Here is a 14,808-nt window from a genome sequence, read left to right as displayed (position 1 = left end):
ACAGTGATCGATAAGATCGTCGAGTTGATCGTCGTGCTCTTCGTCGTCAGTCTCGGTACGTTTGCGCTCGTGTCACTCATCCCGGGTGATCCGTCCGTCGCGATGCTGGGCGAGGGGCACACACCCGAGGAGTACGCGCAGGCGCGGGCGGACATGGGTCTCGACGACCCCTTCCTCACGCGATACTGGCACTGGTTGTCCGGTGCACTGCAGGGCGACCTGGGGCAGTCGATGGTGCCGCCGCAAGGGCCGGTGACCGAGAGCATCAGCGCCGCAATGCCGGTGAGTGTCCAGCTCGCCGTCATGGGCCTGTTCATCGCGATCGTCGTCGCGGTGCCGCTGGCGATGTGGTCCGCCCGTCACCAGGGCGGCTGGATCGACCGTGCGATCAGCGCCTGCACGTTCGGTGTGCTCTCGATCCCCAGCTTCCTGTCGGGCCTGCTGCTGATCATGGTCATGGTCAACTATCTCGGCTGGTTCCCGCGGTCGCAGTGGGTGCGGGTATCGGAGGGACTCGGCCAGAACCTCTACCACGCAATCCTTCCGGCGATCACGATCAGCCTGCTGGAGATGGCGATGTTCATCCGCATCCTGCGCAGCGACCTGGTCATGACGTTGAAGGAGAACTTCATCCTCGTCGCCAAGGCGAAGGGCATGTCGAATGCCCGACTGCTCTTCAGTGATGCGTTGCGGCCGTCGTCGTTCTCGCTCATCACGATGCTCGGCATCGTCCTCGGTTCGATGATCGGCAGCACCGTGATCGTCGAGACGCTGTTCTCGTTGCCGGGCATGGGGTCGCTGATCGTCCGCGCCGCACAGCAGGGCGACATGCCGATGGTGCAGGGGGCGGTCCTGGTGATCGCTCTCGTCTACGTGGTCGCCAACGGCGTCATCGACATCGCGTACGGATACCTCGACCCAAGGAGCCGACGAGCCCATGTCTGACACGACGACCGACGACATCGAAATGCCGGCCATCACCGGCCGGGCACTCGACGACGCGAACGCGGAGGAGCTGGCGAACGCATCGGATCTCGCCGAGCGCCGCAACCTGTACCGGGTCGGTGCGATCCTCACCGTGGTGGGCCTGATCGCCGCCGGTGTCGGACTCGGGGCCGCGGGAGTGGTGATGGGAGCACGCCTCGCGATCTTCGCGGTCGGGCTCGTGGCGCTCTACATGGGCGTGCGCCGCCTCGGACTGGCCCGCTTCGGATCCGACTTCGATCTGACCTTCATCCTGTCGTGCGCGTGGCTGACGGTGCTCATCGTGGCCGCGGTGATCGCGCCGCTCCTGCCGCTGGCCGAACACGAGGACACCACCAAGACCCTCAGCGCCAAGAGCTACGCCGAACCGAGCCTGTTCTCGGCGCATCCACTCGGCACCAACAACTTCGGCCTCGACATGCTGGCCCGGTCCATCTATGGAGCACGTTCCTCGCTGATCGTCGCGGTTGCCGCGGTCCTGATCGGCATCCTCGTGGGTGGGGCGATCGGCATCATCGCCGGCTACTTCGGCGGCAAGGTCGACCGGATCATCGGGGTGTTCACGAACTCGTTGCTCGCGGTGCCCGCGCTGATCCTGCTGATCGCACTCGCGTCGGTCCTCGAGCCGAACCTGCGCAACATCTCCTTCGCGCTGGCCGTGCTCGCGATACCCAGCATGGTCCGCATCGCTCGTGCCAACACCCTGGTGTTCTCGCAACGTGAATTCGTGCTGGCCGCAAGGGCGATGGGAGCCACGAAGTGGCGGGTCATGGTGCGAGAGATCGCGCCCAACGTCGCGCTGCCGCTCCTCTCGTTGGGCATGGTGATGATCTCGGTGATGATCGTCGCGGAGGCATCCCTGAGCTTCCTGGGGCTGGGCATCCAGCCGCCGTCACCGACCTGGGGAAACATGATCTCCGAGGGTCAGGGCAAGGTGTTCGAGCAGCATCCGTACATCGTTCTGGTGCCGGGCCTGTTCCTGTTCCTGACGGTGTTCTCCTTCAACCTGGTCGGCGAGAAGGCCCAGAAGCGCACGGGCGGAACACGGGAGGTGAAGCTGTGAGTAGCAACGAGCCATTGTTGACGGTGGACAACGTGTACACCAGGTTCCGCACCAAGCGCGGACAGCTCCGCGCCGTGGACGGCGTCTCGCTCCGGCTCGACGCCGGCGAGACCCTCGGGCTGGTCGGCGAGTCCGGGTCCGGCAAATCGGTTCTGGGCCAGACCATCATGGGGCTGGTGTCGACCGACGGGCCCGCCAAGGTGACCGGCAGTGTGCGCTTCATGGGCCGGGACATGCAGTCCCTGACCCGCAAGGAGCAGCAGCAGCTGTGGGGCAAGGACATCGCGATGGTGTTCCAGGATCCGATGTCGGCGCTCAACCCGTTCAAGCGCATCGGAACCCATGTCACGGAGTCCCTCCGCGCGCACCTGGGCCTCGGCAAGGACGAGGCTCGGGCGCGGGCGATCGAACTCCTGCGCAAGGTCCGGATCCCCGAACCCGAGCGACGGATGGATCAGTACCCGCACGAGCTGTCCGGCGGCATGCGTCAGCGCGTGGTGATCGCGATGGCGCTGGCGTGCGACCCGAAACTGACGATCGCCGACGAGCCGACGACCGCGCTCGACGTGACGGTTCAGAAGCAGATCCTCGAGCTGCTCGAATCGTTGCGTGTCGAGTTGGGCATGGCCGGAATCCTCGTCAGTCACGACCTGGGCGTGGTTGCCGGGCAGACGGATCGGGTCGCGGTCATGTATGCCGGACGGATCGTCGAGACGGCGCCCACCCGGCAGCTGTTCGGCAGCCCGCGGCATCCGTACACCGAGGCGTTGCTGGCCGCGGTGCCTCGGCTCGAGCAGGAGCCGCACACCACTCTCGAATCGATCGAGGGTGGCCTGCCGGACATGACGAAGCCGCAGCAGGGGTGCTCGTTCGCGTCCCGCTGCCGCTACGCACAGCAGAAGTGCCTCGAGGTGGTTCCCGAGCTGACGGTGTGCGCCGACACCGCGGGTGCGCGGCACCCGCACGAGGTGGCGTGCCACTTCCCGCTCGGCGGCCCCGAGGCGCAGGACACCGCGGACACCCAGGCGGACGCCGGTGCCGCGTCGGGCACCAAGGTGAGAGTGGAGAGCATCTGATGACGGCAAGCGGAGTTGCGCAGGCGCGGACGGAGCGGAAGCCGGTCCTGGCGGTCGAGGATCTGGTGGTCGAGTTCCCGGCCGGCCGCAACCAGACGGTGCACGCGGTGTCGGGGATCAGCTTCGACCTCGTGGCGGGCGAGACCCTCGGCATCGTCGGCGAGTCGGGCTGCGGCAAGTCGACCGCGGGACGCGCGGTCCTACAGCTGCCCAAGCCGAAGTCGGGGAGCGTCCGGCTCGACGGGACCGAGCTGACGGCGCTCAGCGCGTCGGAGCTGCGCAAGGTGCGGGCCCAGATGCAGATGATCATGCAGGACCCCATCTCGTCGCTGAACCCGCGCCGCAAGGTGAAGCACCTGGTGACCGAGGGGCCGCGCATCTGGGGTTCGAGGGACCGCGCGAAGCTCGAGGAACGCGCGCGGAACCTGCTCACGGCAGTGGGACTCGACCCGGAGATGGTGTGGGATCGGCTGCCGGGAGAGCTGTCCGGTGGCCAGTGCCAGCGCGTCTGCATCGCACGGGCGATGATGCTCGAGCCGAAGCTGCTGATCTGCGACGAGCCGGTGTCCAGTCTCGACGTGTCGGTGCAGGCACAGATCCTCAACCTGCTCGAGGCCACCAAGAAGCGGTTCGAGTTCACGATGATCTTCATCGCGCACAACATGGCGGTGGTGAAGAACATCAGCGACCGGGTGATGGTGATGTACCTGGGGAAGGTCTGCGAGGTCTCGCCGTCCTCCGACATGGAGAACATTGCGCTGCACCCGTACTCGAAGTTGCTGCTCGCCTCCATCCCGGACCCCGATCGGCACCGGGACGACGTCGAGACGATCGAGCAGATCGAGGGCGACCTGCCCTCGCCGCTGAATCCCCCGTCCGGATGCCGATTCCGGACGCGCTGCCCGCTCGCCACCGAGCGTTGCGCCGCGGAGGAGCCCCAGCTGCGAAATGTCGGCGAAAACCATTACGTCGCTTGCCACAACGTCTGACACCGCGGTCTGGGCGACAGGCGAACGCTTGGAGGATTGTATGGAGAACTTGTTCGACGACCAGGACATGACCGGACTGGCGGCGTCGATCCGGGACGGGGACGTCTCGGCTCGTGAGGTCGTGGAGTTCTCGATCAGCCGCCTCGCGGAGCGCAACCCTGCGGTCAATGCGGTGGTCAGCGAGCGCGCCGAGGCGGCCCTGGCCGAGGTCGACGCCGGTCTTCCGGACGGCCCGCTGCGCGGGATCCCGTTCCTGATCAAGGATCTTCACGCCGATGTGGCGGGCCTGCCGACCAGCAACGGCTCGCGACTGTTCGCGGGACGCGTCGCGCAGCGCGACACCGAACTCGTTGCCCGCTACCGCCGGGCCGGCCTCGTCGTCATCGGCAAGACCAACACCCCGGAGTTCGGCCAGAACGCGAGCACCGAACCGGTCCTGTTCGGGCCGACGCGCAACCCCCGCCGCCTCACGCACGGGGTGGGTGGTTCGTCGGGCGGCGCGGCCGCGGCGGTCGCGGTGGGCATCGCGCCCGCCGCGCACGCCAGCGACGGCGGCGGCTCGATCCGAATTCCGGCGTCCGCCAACGGACTCGTGGGCCTCAAGCCGTCGCGCGGGCGGATGCCGTCGGGCTCGCCGCTCGCGGGGCCGCTGTCGGTGGAGCACGCGGTGACGCGCAGCGTGCGCGATACCGCGCTGCTGCTCGATCTCACGTGCGGTCCCGCCGTGGGTGCGCCGTTCGGCATTGCTCCGCCCGCACGCCCGTACGTGCAGGAAGTCGGTGCCGATCCCGGCAGGCTCCGCATCGGGATCACCACGGTCATGCCGAACGGTGAACCGGTGCACCCGGATTGCGCGGCCGTCGCCTCCGATGTCGGCGTTCTGCTGGAGAAGCTGGGGCACAGCGTCGAGACCGCCGCCCCCGTGTTCCACCCGGACGCGCTCGCGGCGGCCATGCAGTACCTCATGTCCGCTCCGATGGCGGTCGAGATCGACCAGCGTCTGGCCGAACTCGGCCGGGAACTGCGCGACGACGATCTCGAGACGATGGCCCGCGTGCAGTACGACCGCTGCAAGTCGGACTCCGCGACCGATCTCGCGTTCGCGTACACCGAACTCGAGCGGACGGCGCGGGACATCGGCCGGTTCTTCACCGAGTACGACCTGCTGCTCACTCCGTCGCTCGGGGCTCCCACCCCGCCGCTGGGCCTGCTCGACGCGATGAATCTCGAGGCCATGTGGAAGCACGCCGGCATCTACGGTGCGCTGACATCGCCGTTCAACAGCGGTGGTCAGCCCGCGATCTCGCTCCCGCTGGGCAAGGATTCGACGGGTCTGCCGCTCGGTGCCCAACTGGTGGCCGCGCACGGGCGTGAGGATCTGCTGATCCGGATCGCGTCGCAACTCGAGGCGGCGTACCCGTGGAACACCGCCCCGGTGTGGCCCGCGGTCCAGGACTGACCGGCGGTCAGTCGGGCGGCGGCTGGACGGCGGGCGCGGTGACGTCACAGTGCGGTTGGCACGCGACGGACTCGCCCGCCTCCTCCGCTGCCGGTTCCTCGGCCACCGTGCGGCGGGGGATCATCACTGCCGAGATCGCGGCACCGATCAGCAGTAGTGCGGCGCAGATCAGCATCGCGATCCGGAAGCCCGACCCGAACGCGGCGGGATCGGTGAGCGCCTCGGTGCCGATGCCGGCGAGTCCGGGCAGGGCTGCGACCGCGAGCAGTTGACTCGTGCGGGCCACCGCGTTGTTCACGCCCGACGCGATCCCTGCCTGGTCCGACGACACCGAGCCGAGCACGGCCGCGGTGAGGGGCGCGACGAGCGCGGCCAGGCCCAGGCCGAACACCAGGACGGCGGGCAGGACCTGCGTCGGATACGACGCGTCGGGGCCGATCCGCAGCATCAGCAGCAACCCGGCGGCGGCCAGCAGCGGACCCACGGTCATCGGGATCCGTGGCCCGTGGACCTGCGCCCACCGGCCGGCCCGCGACGACAGCAGCAGCATCAGGATCGTGATCGGGAGCGATGCGACACCCGCCGCCAGCGGGGAGTACCCGGACACGATCTGCAGCTGCAGCAGCAGCAGGAAGAACACGCCCCCGAGCGCGGCGTACACCGCGAAGGTCACGAGGTTGGCGGCCACGAACACCCGCGACGCGAACAGTGAACTCGGCACGAGGGGATACCGGGCGTGGCGCTCGACGAGCACGAACGCCGCGAACAGCGCGATCCCGGCGACGCTCATCCACGCCGTCTTCTCGATCAGCCCGTACGTGAGGGCGCCGAGCGCGAGCGCCGCCAGAATCGATCCTGCGAAGTCGAGTCGCTCGGGCGGGTGCGGGTCCCGGGTCTCCGGAACGTGCCGCGCCGAGACCCACACGACCGCGACCGCGAGCGGGAGGTTGATGAGGAACACCGACCGCCAGCCCGCGACCTGGACCAGCCACCCGCCCAGCAGCGGTCCGACGGCGGCCGCCACCCCGCCGAGCCCCGACCACATTCCGATCGCGGCACCCTGGTCGTCGTCCTCGAACGATGCCGAGATGATCGCGAGACTGCCCGGTGTCAGCAGCGCTGCACCGAATCCCTGCAGGAGCCGGGCCGCGACGAGCGTCGTGACGTCCGGAGCCAGCGCGCACAGCCCCGAGGCGACCGCGAACCATACTGTTCCCCAGATGAATACGCGACGACGTCCCCATCGGTCGCCGAGTGCGCCGCCGAGCAGGATCAGCGACGCGAGTGTGAGGGTGTAGCCGCTGAGCGTCCACTGCACGCCCGCGACCTCGGCCCCGAGGTCCTCGGCGATGCGTGGCAGCGCGACATTGACGACGGTGCCGTCGAGCATCGCGAGCGAGGATCCGAGGACGGTGGCCGTCACGACCCACCGGCCCCGCGCCGACTTCAGGTGAAGCGCCGGAGCGGTCATGTCTTCGATGGTGCGCCTCTGATCGGGGTGACGGGAACCCCCGACCGATGGCCGCGGTTCATGAGGGGACTGTGAGAGTTCGCCGGTCACCCGCCCGGATCGCCTTGTTCGGTGTGTGTGTCGGGCTACCGTGCCCCGATCGGATTCACAGACGAACGAGGGGGAACGGCATGTACTCGACGTGGGGCGAAGCGAAGCGGGTCGGGCGAGCGGCGGCAGCCGGAACGATGTGTATTGCGGCTCTTCTGCTCTCGTCGTGTTCCGGCGAGACGGACCCGGAGCCGCCCGCACCGATCACGACCACCCCGGTGGCATGGACACAGCCGCCGCTCACCGCACCCACGCCGGCGGAGCTGAACGCCAACCTCGCCCGCGCGTTCGATGCCGGCATCCCGGCGGCCGACAAGATCCCGCTCGTCCAGGGCGCAGCGGCCGATCCGCAACTGATCGACCAGGTGGTGGCGGCCGCGAAGGCGAACAAGGCGGAGGTCGAGGTCGTCGACGTGACGGATCTCGGCGACGGTTCGGTGGTCGGGACGGTGGCCATGCGCCTCGACGGTCAGCCCACCCCGGAGAGCGTCATGAACTTCGTGGCGGAGGACGGAGTCTGGAAGCTGTCGCAGGACAGCGCGTGCAGCATCGTGAGCGTGGCTGGGCTGACATCACCCGCCTGCGGGTGACCGGCGAGAACATCTCGGAATCGTCGGGGCGGGTGATCTGACACGCGCTCGACGGCATCCCTCCCGGCGTACCGTGAAAATGTCGGGGCAGGGTGACGGAAGTGACGGTTCGATGACGCTCGCCGTACGTGGCATGGTCGGGAACCTGCCCATGGCGCTGACCAGTTTCGTCGGCCGTCGTCGCGAGGCGAGCGAGGCGCGGCGGCTGCTGTCCACCGCGCGCCTGGTGACACTGACCGGGATCGGCGGGGTCGGTAAGACCAGGCTCGCGCTGCGGGTGGCCGAGGATTCGCGAAGGGCCTTCGGTGACGGTGTGCGGCTGGTCGAACTCGCCGAGGTCCACGACCCGGAGTCGCTGAAGGATACGGTCGCGATTGCCGTCGGGTTGCGGGTCCGCGCCGCACGGCCGCCGCTGGACATGCTGGTCGAGTACCTGGCCTCGCGTCGGCTCCTGTTGGTGATGGACAACTGCGAGCATCTGGTGGGGGCGGTCGCGGCGCTGTGCGAGGCGCTGTTGCGGAGGTGTTCCCAGCTTCGGATTCTGGCGACGAGTCGCGAACCCCTGGGAATCGGCGGGGAGGCGATCCTGCGGGTTCCGCCGTTGACGGTCCCGGATCCGCAGCGCGCACCACCGTTGGACGGGCTTCCCCAGTACGAGGCGGTCACGTTGTTCGTCGAGCGCGCCACGGCCGCCGTTCCCGAGTTCCGGCTCACCGAGGAGAACCGGGGCGACGTCGTCGGGATCTGCCGGCAGCTGGAGGGTCTGCCGTTACCGATCGAACTGGCAGCGGCGCGATTGCGGGCGATGTCCGCGGCGCAGATCCTGGACCGGCTGACCGACCGCTACCGGTTGTTGAACAGGGGCAGCCGTTCGGCGCCGACTCGACAGCAGTCGCTGCGTGCGTGTGTCGACTGGAGCCACGACCTGTGCTCGGAGCAGGATCAGATGCTGTGGCGCCGGTTGGCGGTTTTCGCAGGCAGCTTCGAGTTGGACGCAGCCGAGGGCATCTGCTCCGAGGGCTCCGCCGAGGACGAGCTGTTGGACGGCGTGGCGTCCCTGGTCGACAAGTCGATCTTGATCCGGGAAGAGCCGGGCATTGCCGTGAGGTACCGGCTGTTGGAAACGATCCGCGACTACGGACAGGAGAAACTACGTGAGTCCGGCGAGCATCTGGCGTTCGTGCGGAGGCACCGGGACTGGTACGAGCGGCTCGTGTCGCGGGCCGCGGACGAGTGGATCAGTCCCCATCAGGTGGAGTGGATCGCCCGGCTCGAACGCGAGCAGCCGAACCTGCGCGACGCGCTGACGTTCAGCATCGCCGGGAACGAGGAGGACGCCGCCGCCGGGCTGCGGATGGCCACCGCGTTGTATCCGTTCTGGCTCTCCCGCGGTCGGCTCAGCGAGGGACGGCGCTGGCTCGAGCGCGCGCTGGCGCGCCCGACCGCGGCCGAGACGGCGGATCGTGCCAGGGCGCTGTACGCGTGCAGCGCTCTCGCCGCGATGCAGGGCGATGTCGAGGGCGGGATGGCCCGCGTGCAGGAGGGGCGCGAACTCAACCTGGGGCACGACGATGCCGTGTCGGATGCCTTCATCACACATGTCGAGGGACTGCTGGCACTCGCGGCCGGTGACTTCGATCGGGGGGTCGCGTGTTTGGAAGCGAGTCTCGAGGTCTTCCGTTCGGAGGGCATGCGGATGCAGATCGTCGAGGACCTGGCGGGTCTCGGGTTGGCCACTGCATTGCTCGGTGAGGCGGAGCGGGCGGCGGCGTGGCACGCCGAGGTGCTCGCCATCACCGAACCCTGTGGTGAGGCGGTCTTCCGGACCTACTCGTTGTGGGCCACGGGCATGGCGGAGTTGCAGCGGGGCGACCCCGCGCACGCGGTCGCGTTGTTCGAGGAGGGTCTGCGATTGACCCGGTCGGTGGACGATCCGCTGAGCGCCGCGTGGTTCCTGGACGTGATGGCATGGATCGCTGCCGCGGCCCAGGAGTTCGGGCGTGCCGCCACGCTGAGGGGGGCGGCCATGGCGATGTGGCAGATCGTGGACGGTCCGACGGTCAGATTTCCCAGCCTGCTCGTTCACCGCGACGAGTGCCGGCGCCAGATCGTCGGTGCGATCGGCGAGCGAGGGTACGAGGCGGCGCTTCACCGCGGCCGGGAACTGACTTTCGAGGGCGCGGTTTCATTCGCACTCCGGGAAGAGCCCGCGGCCGTCGAACCCGAGCCCGCCGCCACAGCGACGAGTCTGACCCGACGCGAGCGACAGGTCGCCGATCTGGTGGCGCAGGGGCTCACCAACAAGGCGATAGCCGAGCAGTTGGTCATCTCTCCGCGCACCGCCCAGGGGCACGTCGAGCACGTGCTGACCAAGCTCGGCTTCACCTCACGGACGCAGATCGCGGCTTGGATCGTCGAGCGGACCAGGGACGAATCCCTGGATCAAGACTCGTCGATCGAATGACCGTTCAACGGGAGGGCCTCTGGAACAGCAGCTTTCGCGGCGCGAGATTGGAGGGTCGAGCGGGGGCACATGTACAGCCCGCATACGTGCCCCGCAGAACGAAAGGACTCACCATGACCTCAGTGTCCTCAGTGGACGCCGACACCACCGACGAGATCCGAATCATCGAGACGGGAGCGCCCCCGGCGCGATTCGCCCGCGGCTGGCACTGCCTCGGTCTCGTCGCCGACTTCAAGGACGGCAAGCCGCACTCCGTGCAGGCCTTCGGCACCAAGCTCGTCGTGTTCGCCGACAGCAAGGGCGATCTGAAGATCCTCGACGCGTACTGCCGCCACATGGGCGGCGACCTGAGCCAGGGCGAGATCAAGGGCGACACCGTCGCGTGCCCGTTCCACGACTGGCGCTGGGCCGGCAACGGCAAGTGCACCGACATCCCCTACGCCCGCCGGGTGCCGCCGGTCGCCAAGACCCGCGCCTGGACCACCACGGAGCAGGACGACCTGCTGTTCGTGTGGAACGACCCCGAGGGCAACCCGCCGCCGCCGGAGATCGCGATCCCCGCGATGCGCACCGGTGACGCCGAGTGGACCGCGTGGCAGTGGAAGTCGATCGTCATCGACACCAACTGCCGCGAGATCGTCGACAACGTCGTGGACATGGCGCACTTCTTCTACGTGCACTACTCGTTCCCCACCTACTTCAAGAACATCTTCGAGGGCCACGTCGCGATCCAGGAACAGAAGGGCGTCGGCCGCGACGACGTCACCGAGTGGACCGACCCGGATGTCCCGAAGCTGGTGGGCAACACCTCCGTGGCCGCGTACCACGGGCCGTCGTTCATGATCGACGACCTCGTCTACCACTACGACAAGTACGACGTCGAGTCCGTGCTGATCAACTGCCACTACCCGATCTCCCCGAACCAGTTCGTACTCATGTACGGCATCTCGGTGAAGAAGACCGAGCAGGTCCCGGCCGAGATCGCCGACCAACTGGTCGACGCGATGATCGGCTACATCGGCATCGGGTTCGAGCAGGACATCGAGATCTGGAAGAACAAGACCCGCATCGACAACCCGCTCCTGACCAACGAAGACGGCCCGGTCTACCAGCTGCGCCGGTGGTACGAGCAGTTCTACGTCGACGTCGCCGACGTCACCCCGGACATGGTGGACCGCTTCGAGTTCGAACTCGACACCACCAAGCCCGTCGAGGCATGGAAGCTCGAAGTCGCCGACAACCTCGCCCGCCGCGCCGCTGCGGAAACGGTGTAGCGGTGGAGCCCGTCGACTGCGACCGATGCGGTTGCCATGTCCTCGTGACGAAGAACAGCTGGCAGCACACTTCGGTCCAGTGGACCGCCGAGGCGCGGGCGGCGTGTCGGGAACTGGGTGGCGGTGCCACCGATCCGGCATCGCTGGCGTGTAGCTGCCCGGCGATGCAGGACTCCATCGCCCGCGCGGCCGTCGAGGGGCGGATCTCCGTCGTCGACGAGTGATCTCGTGCGCCCGGGCCGGATCACCGGCCCGGGCACACGTGATCTCGTCAGCGACAGTGCGGCCGGTCGACCGACCAGAACCGACCGCTACTGTTTTCCTGCCGGACACCTTGCCGTTCTCGGATCGTTGCCGGGTCACGTGAATATTACTCACAGAGATTCGAGCTGGTCGGAAGCGAAATCGACTGTCTTGCAGAATCTCTGCCCGGATGTCTTGCGTACTCTCGTGAGCGCCGTGCAGCACATCGGACGCGCAAAGAGCGCGTACATACACATTCACTGTGAGGAGTTTTGACATGGGTTCTTCCGACGCTGATCTCGCCCTGATCAAGCAGATCCAGCCGGTCGTCAGCGGCATCGGTGGCCTTCTTTCGGGCGTTGCCGCAGTCCTCGGCCTGGTCGGCGCGCTGAACGCCTTCAGCTGAACGACTGTCGAACCAGACCTCCGTTCCACACCCCGGCCGAGTCGCCGGGGGTGGACGGAGGTTGTCGGCATTTGTCCTGACAGCCGCTGCCGCTGTCGCTCGGACGGAAACAGAAAGCGCCCCATCGTCTTGGAGACGACGGGGCGCTTTGCCGTGATCGGGTCAGGGACTACTTGTAGCTGTAGAAGCCCTGTCCGACCTTCTTGCCCAGGTGCCCGGCGTCGACCTTGCGGCGCAGCAGGGCCGGCGGCGCGTAGTTCGGCTGTCCGAACTCGGCGTACAGCGACTCGGCGGCGGCCAGTGCGACGTCCAGGCCGACGGTGTCGAGCAGCGTCAGCGGGCCCATCGGGTAGCCGCAGCCACCCTTCATCGCGTCGTCGATGTCCTCGGCGGTCGCGTAGCCCGACTCGAGCATGCGGACGGCGTCGCACAGGTACGGGATGAGCAGCGCGTTGACGATGAAGCCCGCGCGGTCACCGGCCCGGACGGCCTTCTTGCCCAGGGTGTTACGGGCGTAATCCGTGACGGCCGCGACGGTCTCTTCGGACGTGACCAGGCTGACCACGATCTCCACCAGCGGCATGACCGGCACCGGGTTGAAGAAGTGGACACCGACGACCTGCGACGGACGCTGCGTGGCGTTCGCGATCTTGATGACCGGGATCGAGGAGGTGTTGGTCGCGAGGATGCCCGACGGCTTCACGATCTTGTCGAGCTTGCCGAAGATCTCGGCCTTGAGCGCCTCGATCTCCGGGGCAGCCTCGATCACCAGATCGCGGTCCGCGAACTCCTCGATGTCGAGGGTCACGCGCACCCGTGCGATGGCGGCGTCCGCCTCCTCCTGGGTGATCTTGCCGCGGGCGACGCCGCGGTTGATCGAGGTCGCGATCCGGGCCTGGGCGGCCTCGGCGAACTCCTGCTTGGTCTCGAGAATCAGGACCGAGCTTCCGGCCTTGGCACAAACCTCGGCAATGCCGGCACCCATCGTGCCGCCGCCGATTACACCAACTAGCTCCACAGTTGAATCTCCACTGTCGTCTCTTCACGACGCCCGACGGGCGACGTGCTGTCGAGGATCATTCTGCTATCCGGGGACCCGGATCGGTCACCCCGCATCCGTCACCCCGGCGTCGGAAGCACCGATGCCGGGGTGACGGATGTCGTGGGTGTCGTCGAACCGTCAGCTGCCGAGGCTGCCACCTCCGAGGCCACCACCTCCGAGGCCGCCACCTCCGAGGCCGCCCAGACCGCCGGTCCCGCCGCCTCCCTGACCGCCCATGAGGGCCATCAACTGGGCCAACACGTCCACCAGATCCCCGAGAATGCTGATCGATCCCATGTGTACCAACTCCTCTGCGTCGGCCACGGCACCGGCCCCCGAACGGCCTGCCTACTGCAGATCCCGGATCGAACCGTGCTGTCACCTACTGCGGCACCCCAGGTGCTACACCCTCATTGAACGCCGGGGACCTCGAGCTGTGGAACCGTCGCAGCGAAACCGTTCGTTATTTGAGCAGTGCGCGTGACATCACGACGCGCTGGATCTGGTTGGTGCCCTCGTAGATCTGGGTGATCTTGGCGTCGCGCATCATGCGCTCGACCGGGAAGTCGGTGGTGTAGCCGGCGCCACCGAACAGCTGGACAGCGTTGGTGGTGACCTCCATCGCGACGTCCGACGCGAGGCACTTCGCGGCCGCGGAGATGAAGCCGAGGTTCTTCTCGCCGCGCTCGGCGCGAGCCGCCGCGGTGTAGACCATGAGGCGGGCCGACTCGATCTTCATCGCCATGTCGGCGAGCATGAACTGCGTGTTCTGGAACGACGCGATGGACGTGCCGAACTGCTTGCGGTCCTTGGTGTATGCCAACGCGGCATCGAACGCGCCCTGCGCGAGACCGAGCGCCTGCGCACCGATCGTGGGACGCGTGTGGTCGAGGGTCTCGAGCGCGGTCTTGAAGCCGGTGCCGGGCTCGCCGATGATGCGGTCACCCGGGATGCGGCAGTTCTCGAAGTACAGCTCGGCCGTGGGGGAGCCCTTGATACCCAGCTTGTGCTCGAGCGGTCCCACGACGAAGCCCTCGTCGTCCTTGTGCACCATGAACGCGGAGATGCCGTTGGCGCCCTTGTCGGGGTCGGTCACGGCCATGACGGTGTACCAGGTGGACTGACCGCCGTTGGTGATCCAGCACTTGGAGCCGTTGAGGATCCAGCTGTCGCCGTCCGCCTTCGCGCGGGTACGCATCGCGGCGGCATCGGAGCCGGCCTCACGCTCGGACAGTGCGTACGACGCCATCTTGCCGCCGGCGATGTCCGGGAGCACCTGCTGCTTGAGCTCCTCGGAACCCTTGAGGATCAGGCCCATCGTGCCGAGCTTGTTGACCGCGGGGATCAGCGAGGACGAACCACAGACGCGGGCGACTTCCTCGATCACGATGCACGCGGCGACCGAATCGGCGCCCTGGCCGTCGTACGCCTCGGGGACGTGGATGGCATTGAATCCCGATGCGACGAGGGCTGCCAGAGCTTCTTCGGGGAAGCGGGCCTTCTCGTCGACTTCCTTCGCGTACGGCGCGATCTCCTTCTCGGAGAGAGCGCGGATCGCGGCCCGCAGCTCGTCGTGCTCCTCGTTCAGCTGGAAGAGGGGGAAATCGGGATTGCCGGCCATGGGGACGCTCCTCGGTTGTGCGGGACGGTCGGTTGG

General features: G+C 67.7%; 14 protein-coding genes. 10 read left to right on the top strand and 4 right to left on the bottom strand.

Features of this window, described 5'->3' with window-relative positions; all coding sequences use genetic code 11:
• Positions 1–3 precede the first annotated feature (3 nt).
• Genes J2X34_RS09705 through J2X34_RS09685 form a run of 5 tightly spaced genes read left to right on the top strand, consistent with a single transcriptional unit; the run spans position 4 to position 5,571 of the window.
• On the top strand, positions 4–945 hold the full coding sequence (locus J2X34_RS09705; protein WP_429516848.1) for an ABC transporter permease: 942 nt from the start codon (positions 4–6) through the stop codon (positions 943–945).
• Positions 938–2,047, top strand: coding sequence for an ABC transporter permease (locus J2X34_RS09700; RefSeq protein ID WP_114722106.1), 1,110 nt, complete (start codon positions 938–940; stop codon positions 2,045–2,047). The genes J2X34_RS09705 and J2X34_RS09700 overlap by 8 nt, the downstream gene beginning before the upstream one ends.
• Positions 2,044–3,123 (top strand): ABC transporter ATP-binding protein, encoded by a 1,080-nt coding sequence (locus tag J2X34_RS09695; protein ID WP_114722105.1) that lies wholly within the window; start codon positions 2,044–2,046, stop codon positions 3,121–3,123. Before J2X34_RS09700 ends, J2X34_RS09695 begins: the two co-directional genes overlap by 4 nt.
• On the top strand, positions 3,123–4,112 hold the full coding sequence (locus J2X34_RS09690) for an ABC transporter ATP-binding protein (RefSeq protein WP_114722104.1): 990 nt from the start codon (positions 3,123–3,125) through the stop codon (positions 4,110–4,112). Before J2X34_RS09695 ends, J2X34_RS09690 begins: the two co-directional genes overlap by 1 nt.
• Positions 4,113–4,152: 40 nt before the next feature.
• The gene (locus J2X34_RS09685; protein WP_114722103.1) at positions 4,153–5,571 is read left to right on the top strand and encodes an amidase; all 1,419 of its coding nucleotides are present in this window, start codon (positions 4,153–4,155) and stop codon (positions 5,569–5,571) included.
• Between the two features lie 7 nt (positions 5,572–5,578).
• Here the strand turns inward: J2X34_RS09685 and J2X34_RS09680 are convergent, their stop codons facing one another.
• A complete protein-coding gene (locus J2X34_RS09680) occupies positions 5,579–7,042 on the bottom strand; it encodes an MFS transporter (protein WP_429516844.1) in 1,464 nt (487 codons plus the stop codon).
• A 308-nt stretch (positions 7,043–7,350) separates the two neighbouring features.
• Here J2X34_RS09680 and J2X34_RS09675 point away from each other — a divergent pair, with 308 nt between their 5' ends.
• The 5 genes from J2X34_RS09675 (at position 7,351) to J2X34_RS09655 (ending at position 12,109) form a co-directional block, all read left to right on the top strand.
• Positions 7,351–7,722, top strand: a complete 372-nt coding sequence (locus tag J2X34_RS09675; protein ID WP_429516842.1) for a hypothetical protein — start codon at positions 7,351–7,353, stop codon at positions 7,720–7,722.
• 112 nt (positions 7,723–7,834) lie between these two features.
• Entirely contained in the window at positions 7,835–10,186 is a 2,352-nt protein-coding gene (locus J2X34_RS09670; protein ID WP_429516840.1) for an ATP-binding protein, read from the top strand.
• A 113-nt stretch (positions 10,187–10,299) separates the two neighbouring features.
• On the top strand, positions 10,300–11,460 hold the full coding sequence (locus J2X34_RS09665; protein WP_114722100.1) for a Rieske 2Fe-2S domain-containing protein: 1,161 nt from the start codon (positions 10,300–10,302) through the stop codon (positions 11,458–11,460).
• Between the two features lie 44 nt (positions 11,461–11,504).
• Entirely contained in the window at positions 11,505–11,684 is a 180-nt protein-coding gene (locus tag J2X34_RS09660; protein WP_258557908.1) for a hypothetical protein, read from the top strand.
• A gap of 296 nt (positions 11,685–11,980) precedes the next feature.
• Positions 11,981–12,109, top strand: a complete 129-nt coding sequence (locus J2X34_RS09655) for a hypothetical protein (protein WP_258557907.1) — start codon at positions 11,981–11,983, stop codon at positions 12,107–12,109.
• 169 nt (positions 12,110–12,278) lie between these two features.
• Here J2X34_RS09655 and J2X34_RS09650 read toward each other — a convergent pair whose 3' ends face one another.
• From J2X34_RS09650 to J2X34_RS09640, 3 genes are all read right to left on the bottom strand, one after another.
• A complete protein-coding gene (locus J2X34_RS09650; protein WP_114722098.1) occupies positions 12,279–13,127 on the bottom strand; it encodes a 3-hydroxybutyryl-CoA dehydrogenase in 849 nt (282 codons plus the stop codon).
• A gap of 162 nt (positions 13,128–13,289) precedes the next feature.
• Positions 13,290–13,448, bottom strand: coding sequence for a hypothetical protein (locus J2X34_RS09645; RefSeq protein ID WP_429516837.1), 159 nt, complete (start codon positions 13,446–13,448; stop codon positions 13,290–13,292).
• Between the two features lie 166 nt (positions 13,449–13,614).
• Positions 13,615–14,772, bottom strand: a complete 1,158-nt coding sequence (locus tag J2X34_RS09640; RefSeq protein ID WP_114722097.1) for an acyl-CoA dehydrogenase — start codon at positions 14,770–14,772, stop codon at positions 13,615–13,617.
• Positions 14,773–14,808 lie beyond the last annotated feature (36 nt).

Origin of the sequence: Rhodococcus sp. BE178, assembly GCF_050433545.1 — a bacterium.
GTDB lineage: Bacteria > Actinomycetota > Actinomycetes > Mycobacteriales > Mycobacteriaceae > Prescottella.
Note: the sequence above shows the minus strand (reverse complement) of the source record. Positions and strands in the feature narration are given on the sequence as shown.

Bases quoted from the DNA above. Each gene is read 5' to 3' on its own strand.
- J2X34_RS09690 (WP_114722104.1), top strand. From the start codon at position 3,123: ATGACGGCAAGCGGAGTTGCGCAGGCGCGGACGGAGCGGAAGCCGGTC.
- J2X34_RS09640 (WP_114722097.1), bottom strand. From the start codon at position 14,772: ATGGCCGGCAATCCCGATTTCCCCCTCTTCCAGCTGAACGAGGAGCAC.
- J2X34_RS09655 (WP_258557907.1), top strand. From the start codon at position 11,981: ATGGGTTCTTCCGACGCTGATCTCGCCCTGATCAAGCAGATCCAGCCG.
- J2X34_RS09700 (WP_114722106.1), top strand. From the start codon at position 938: ATGTCTGACACGACGACCGACGACATCGAAATGCCGGCCATCACCGGC.
- J2X34_RS09680 (WP_429516844.1), bottom strand. From the start codon at position 7,042: ATGACCGCTCCGGCGCTTCACCTGAAGTCGGCGCGGGGCCGGTGGGTC.
- J2X34_RS09685 (WP_114722103.1), top strand. From the start codon at position 4,153: ATGGAGAACTTGTTCGACGACCAGGACATGACCGGACTGGCGGCGTCG.
- J2X34_RS09665 (WP_114722100.1), top strand. From the start codon at position 10,300: ATGACCTCAGTGTCCTCAGTGGACGCCGACACCACCGACGAGATCCGA.
- J2X34_RS09670 (WP_429516840.1), top strand. From the start codon at position 7,835: ATGACGCTCGCCGTACGTGGCATGGTCGGGAACCTGCCCATGGCGCTG.
- J2X34_RS09645 (WP_429516837.1), bottom strand. From the start codon at position 13,448: ATGGGATCGATCAGCATTCTCGGGGATCTGGTGGACGTGTTGGCCCAG.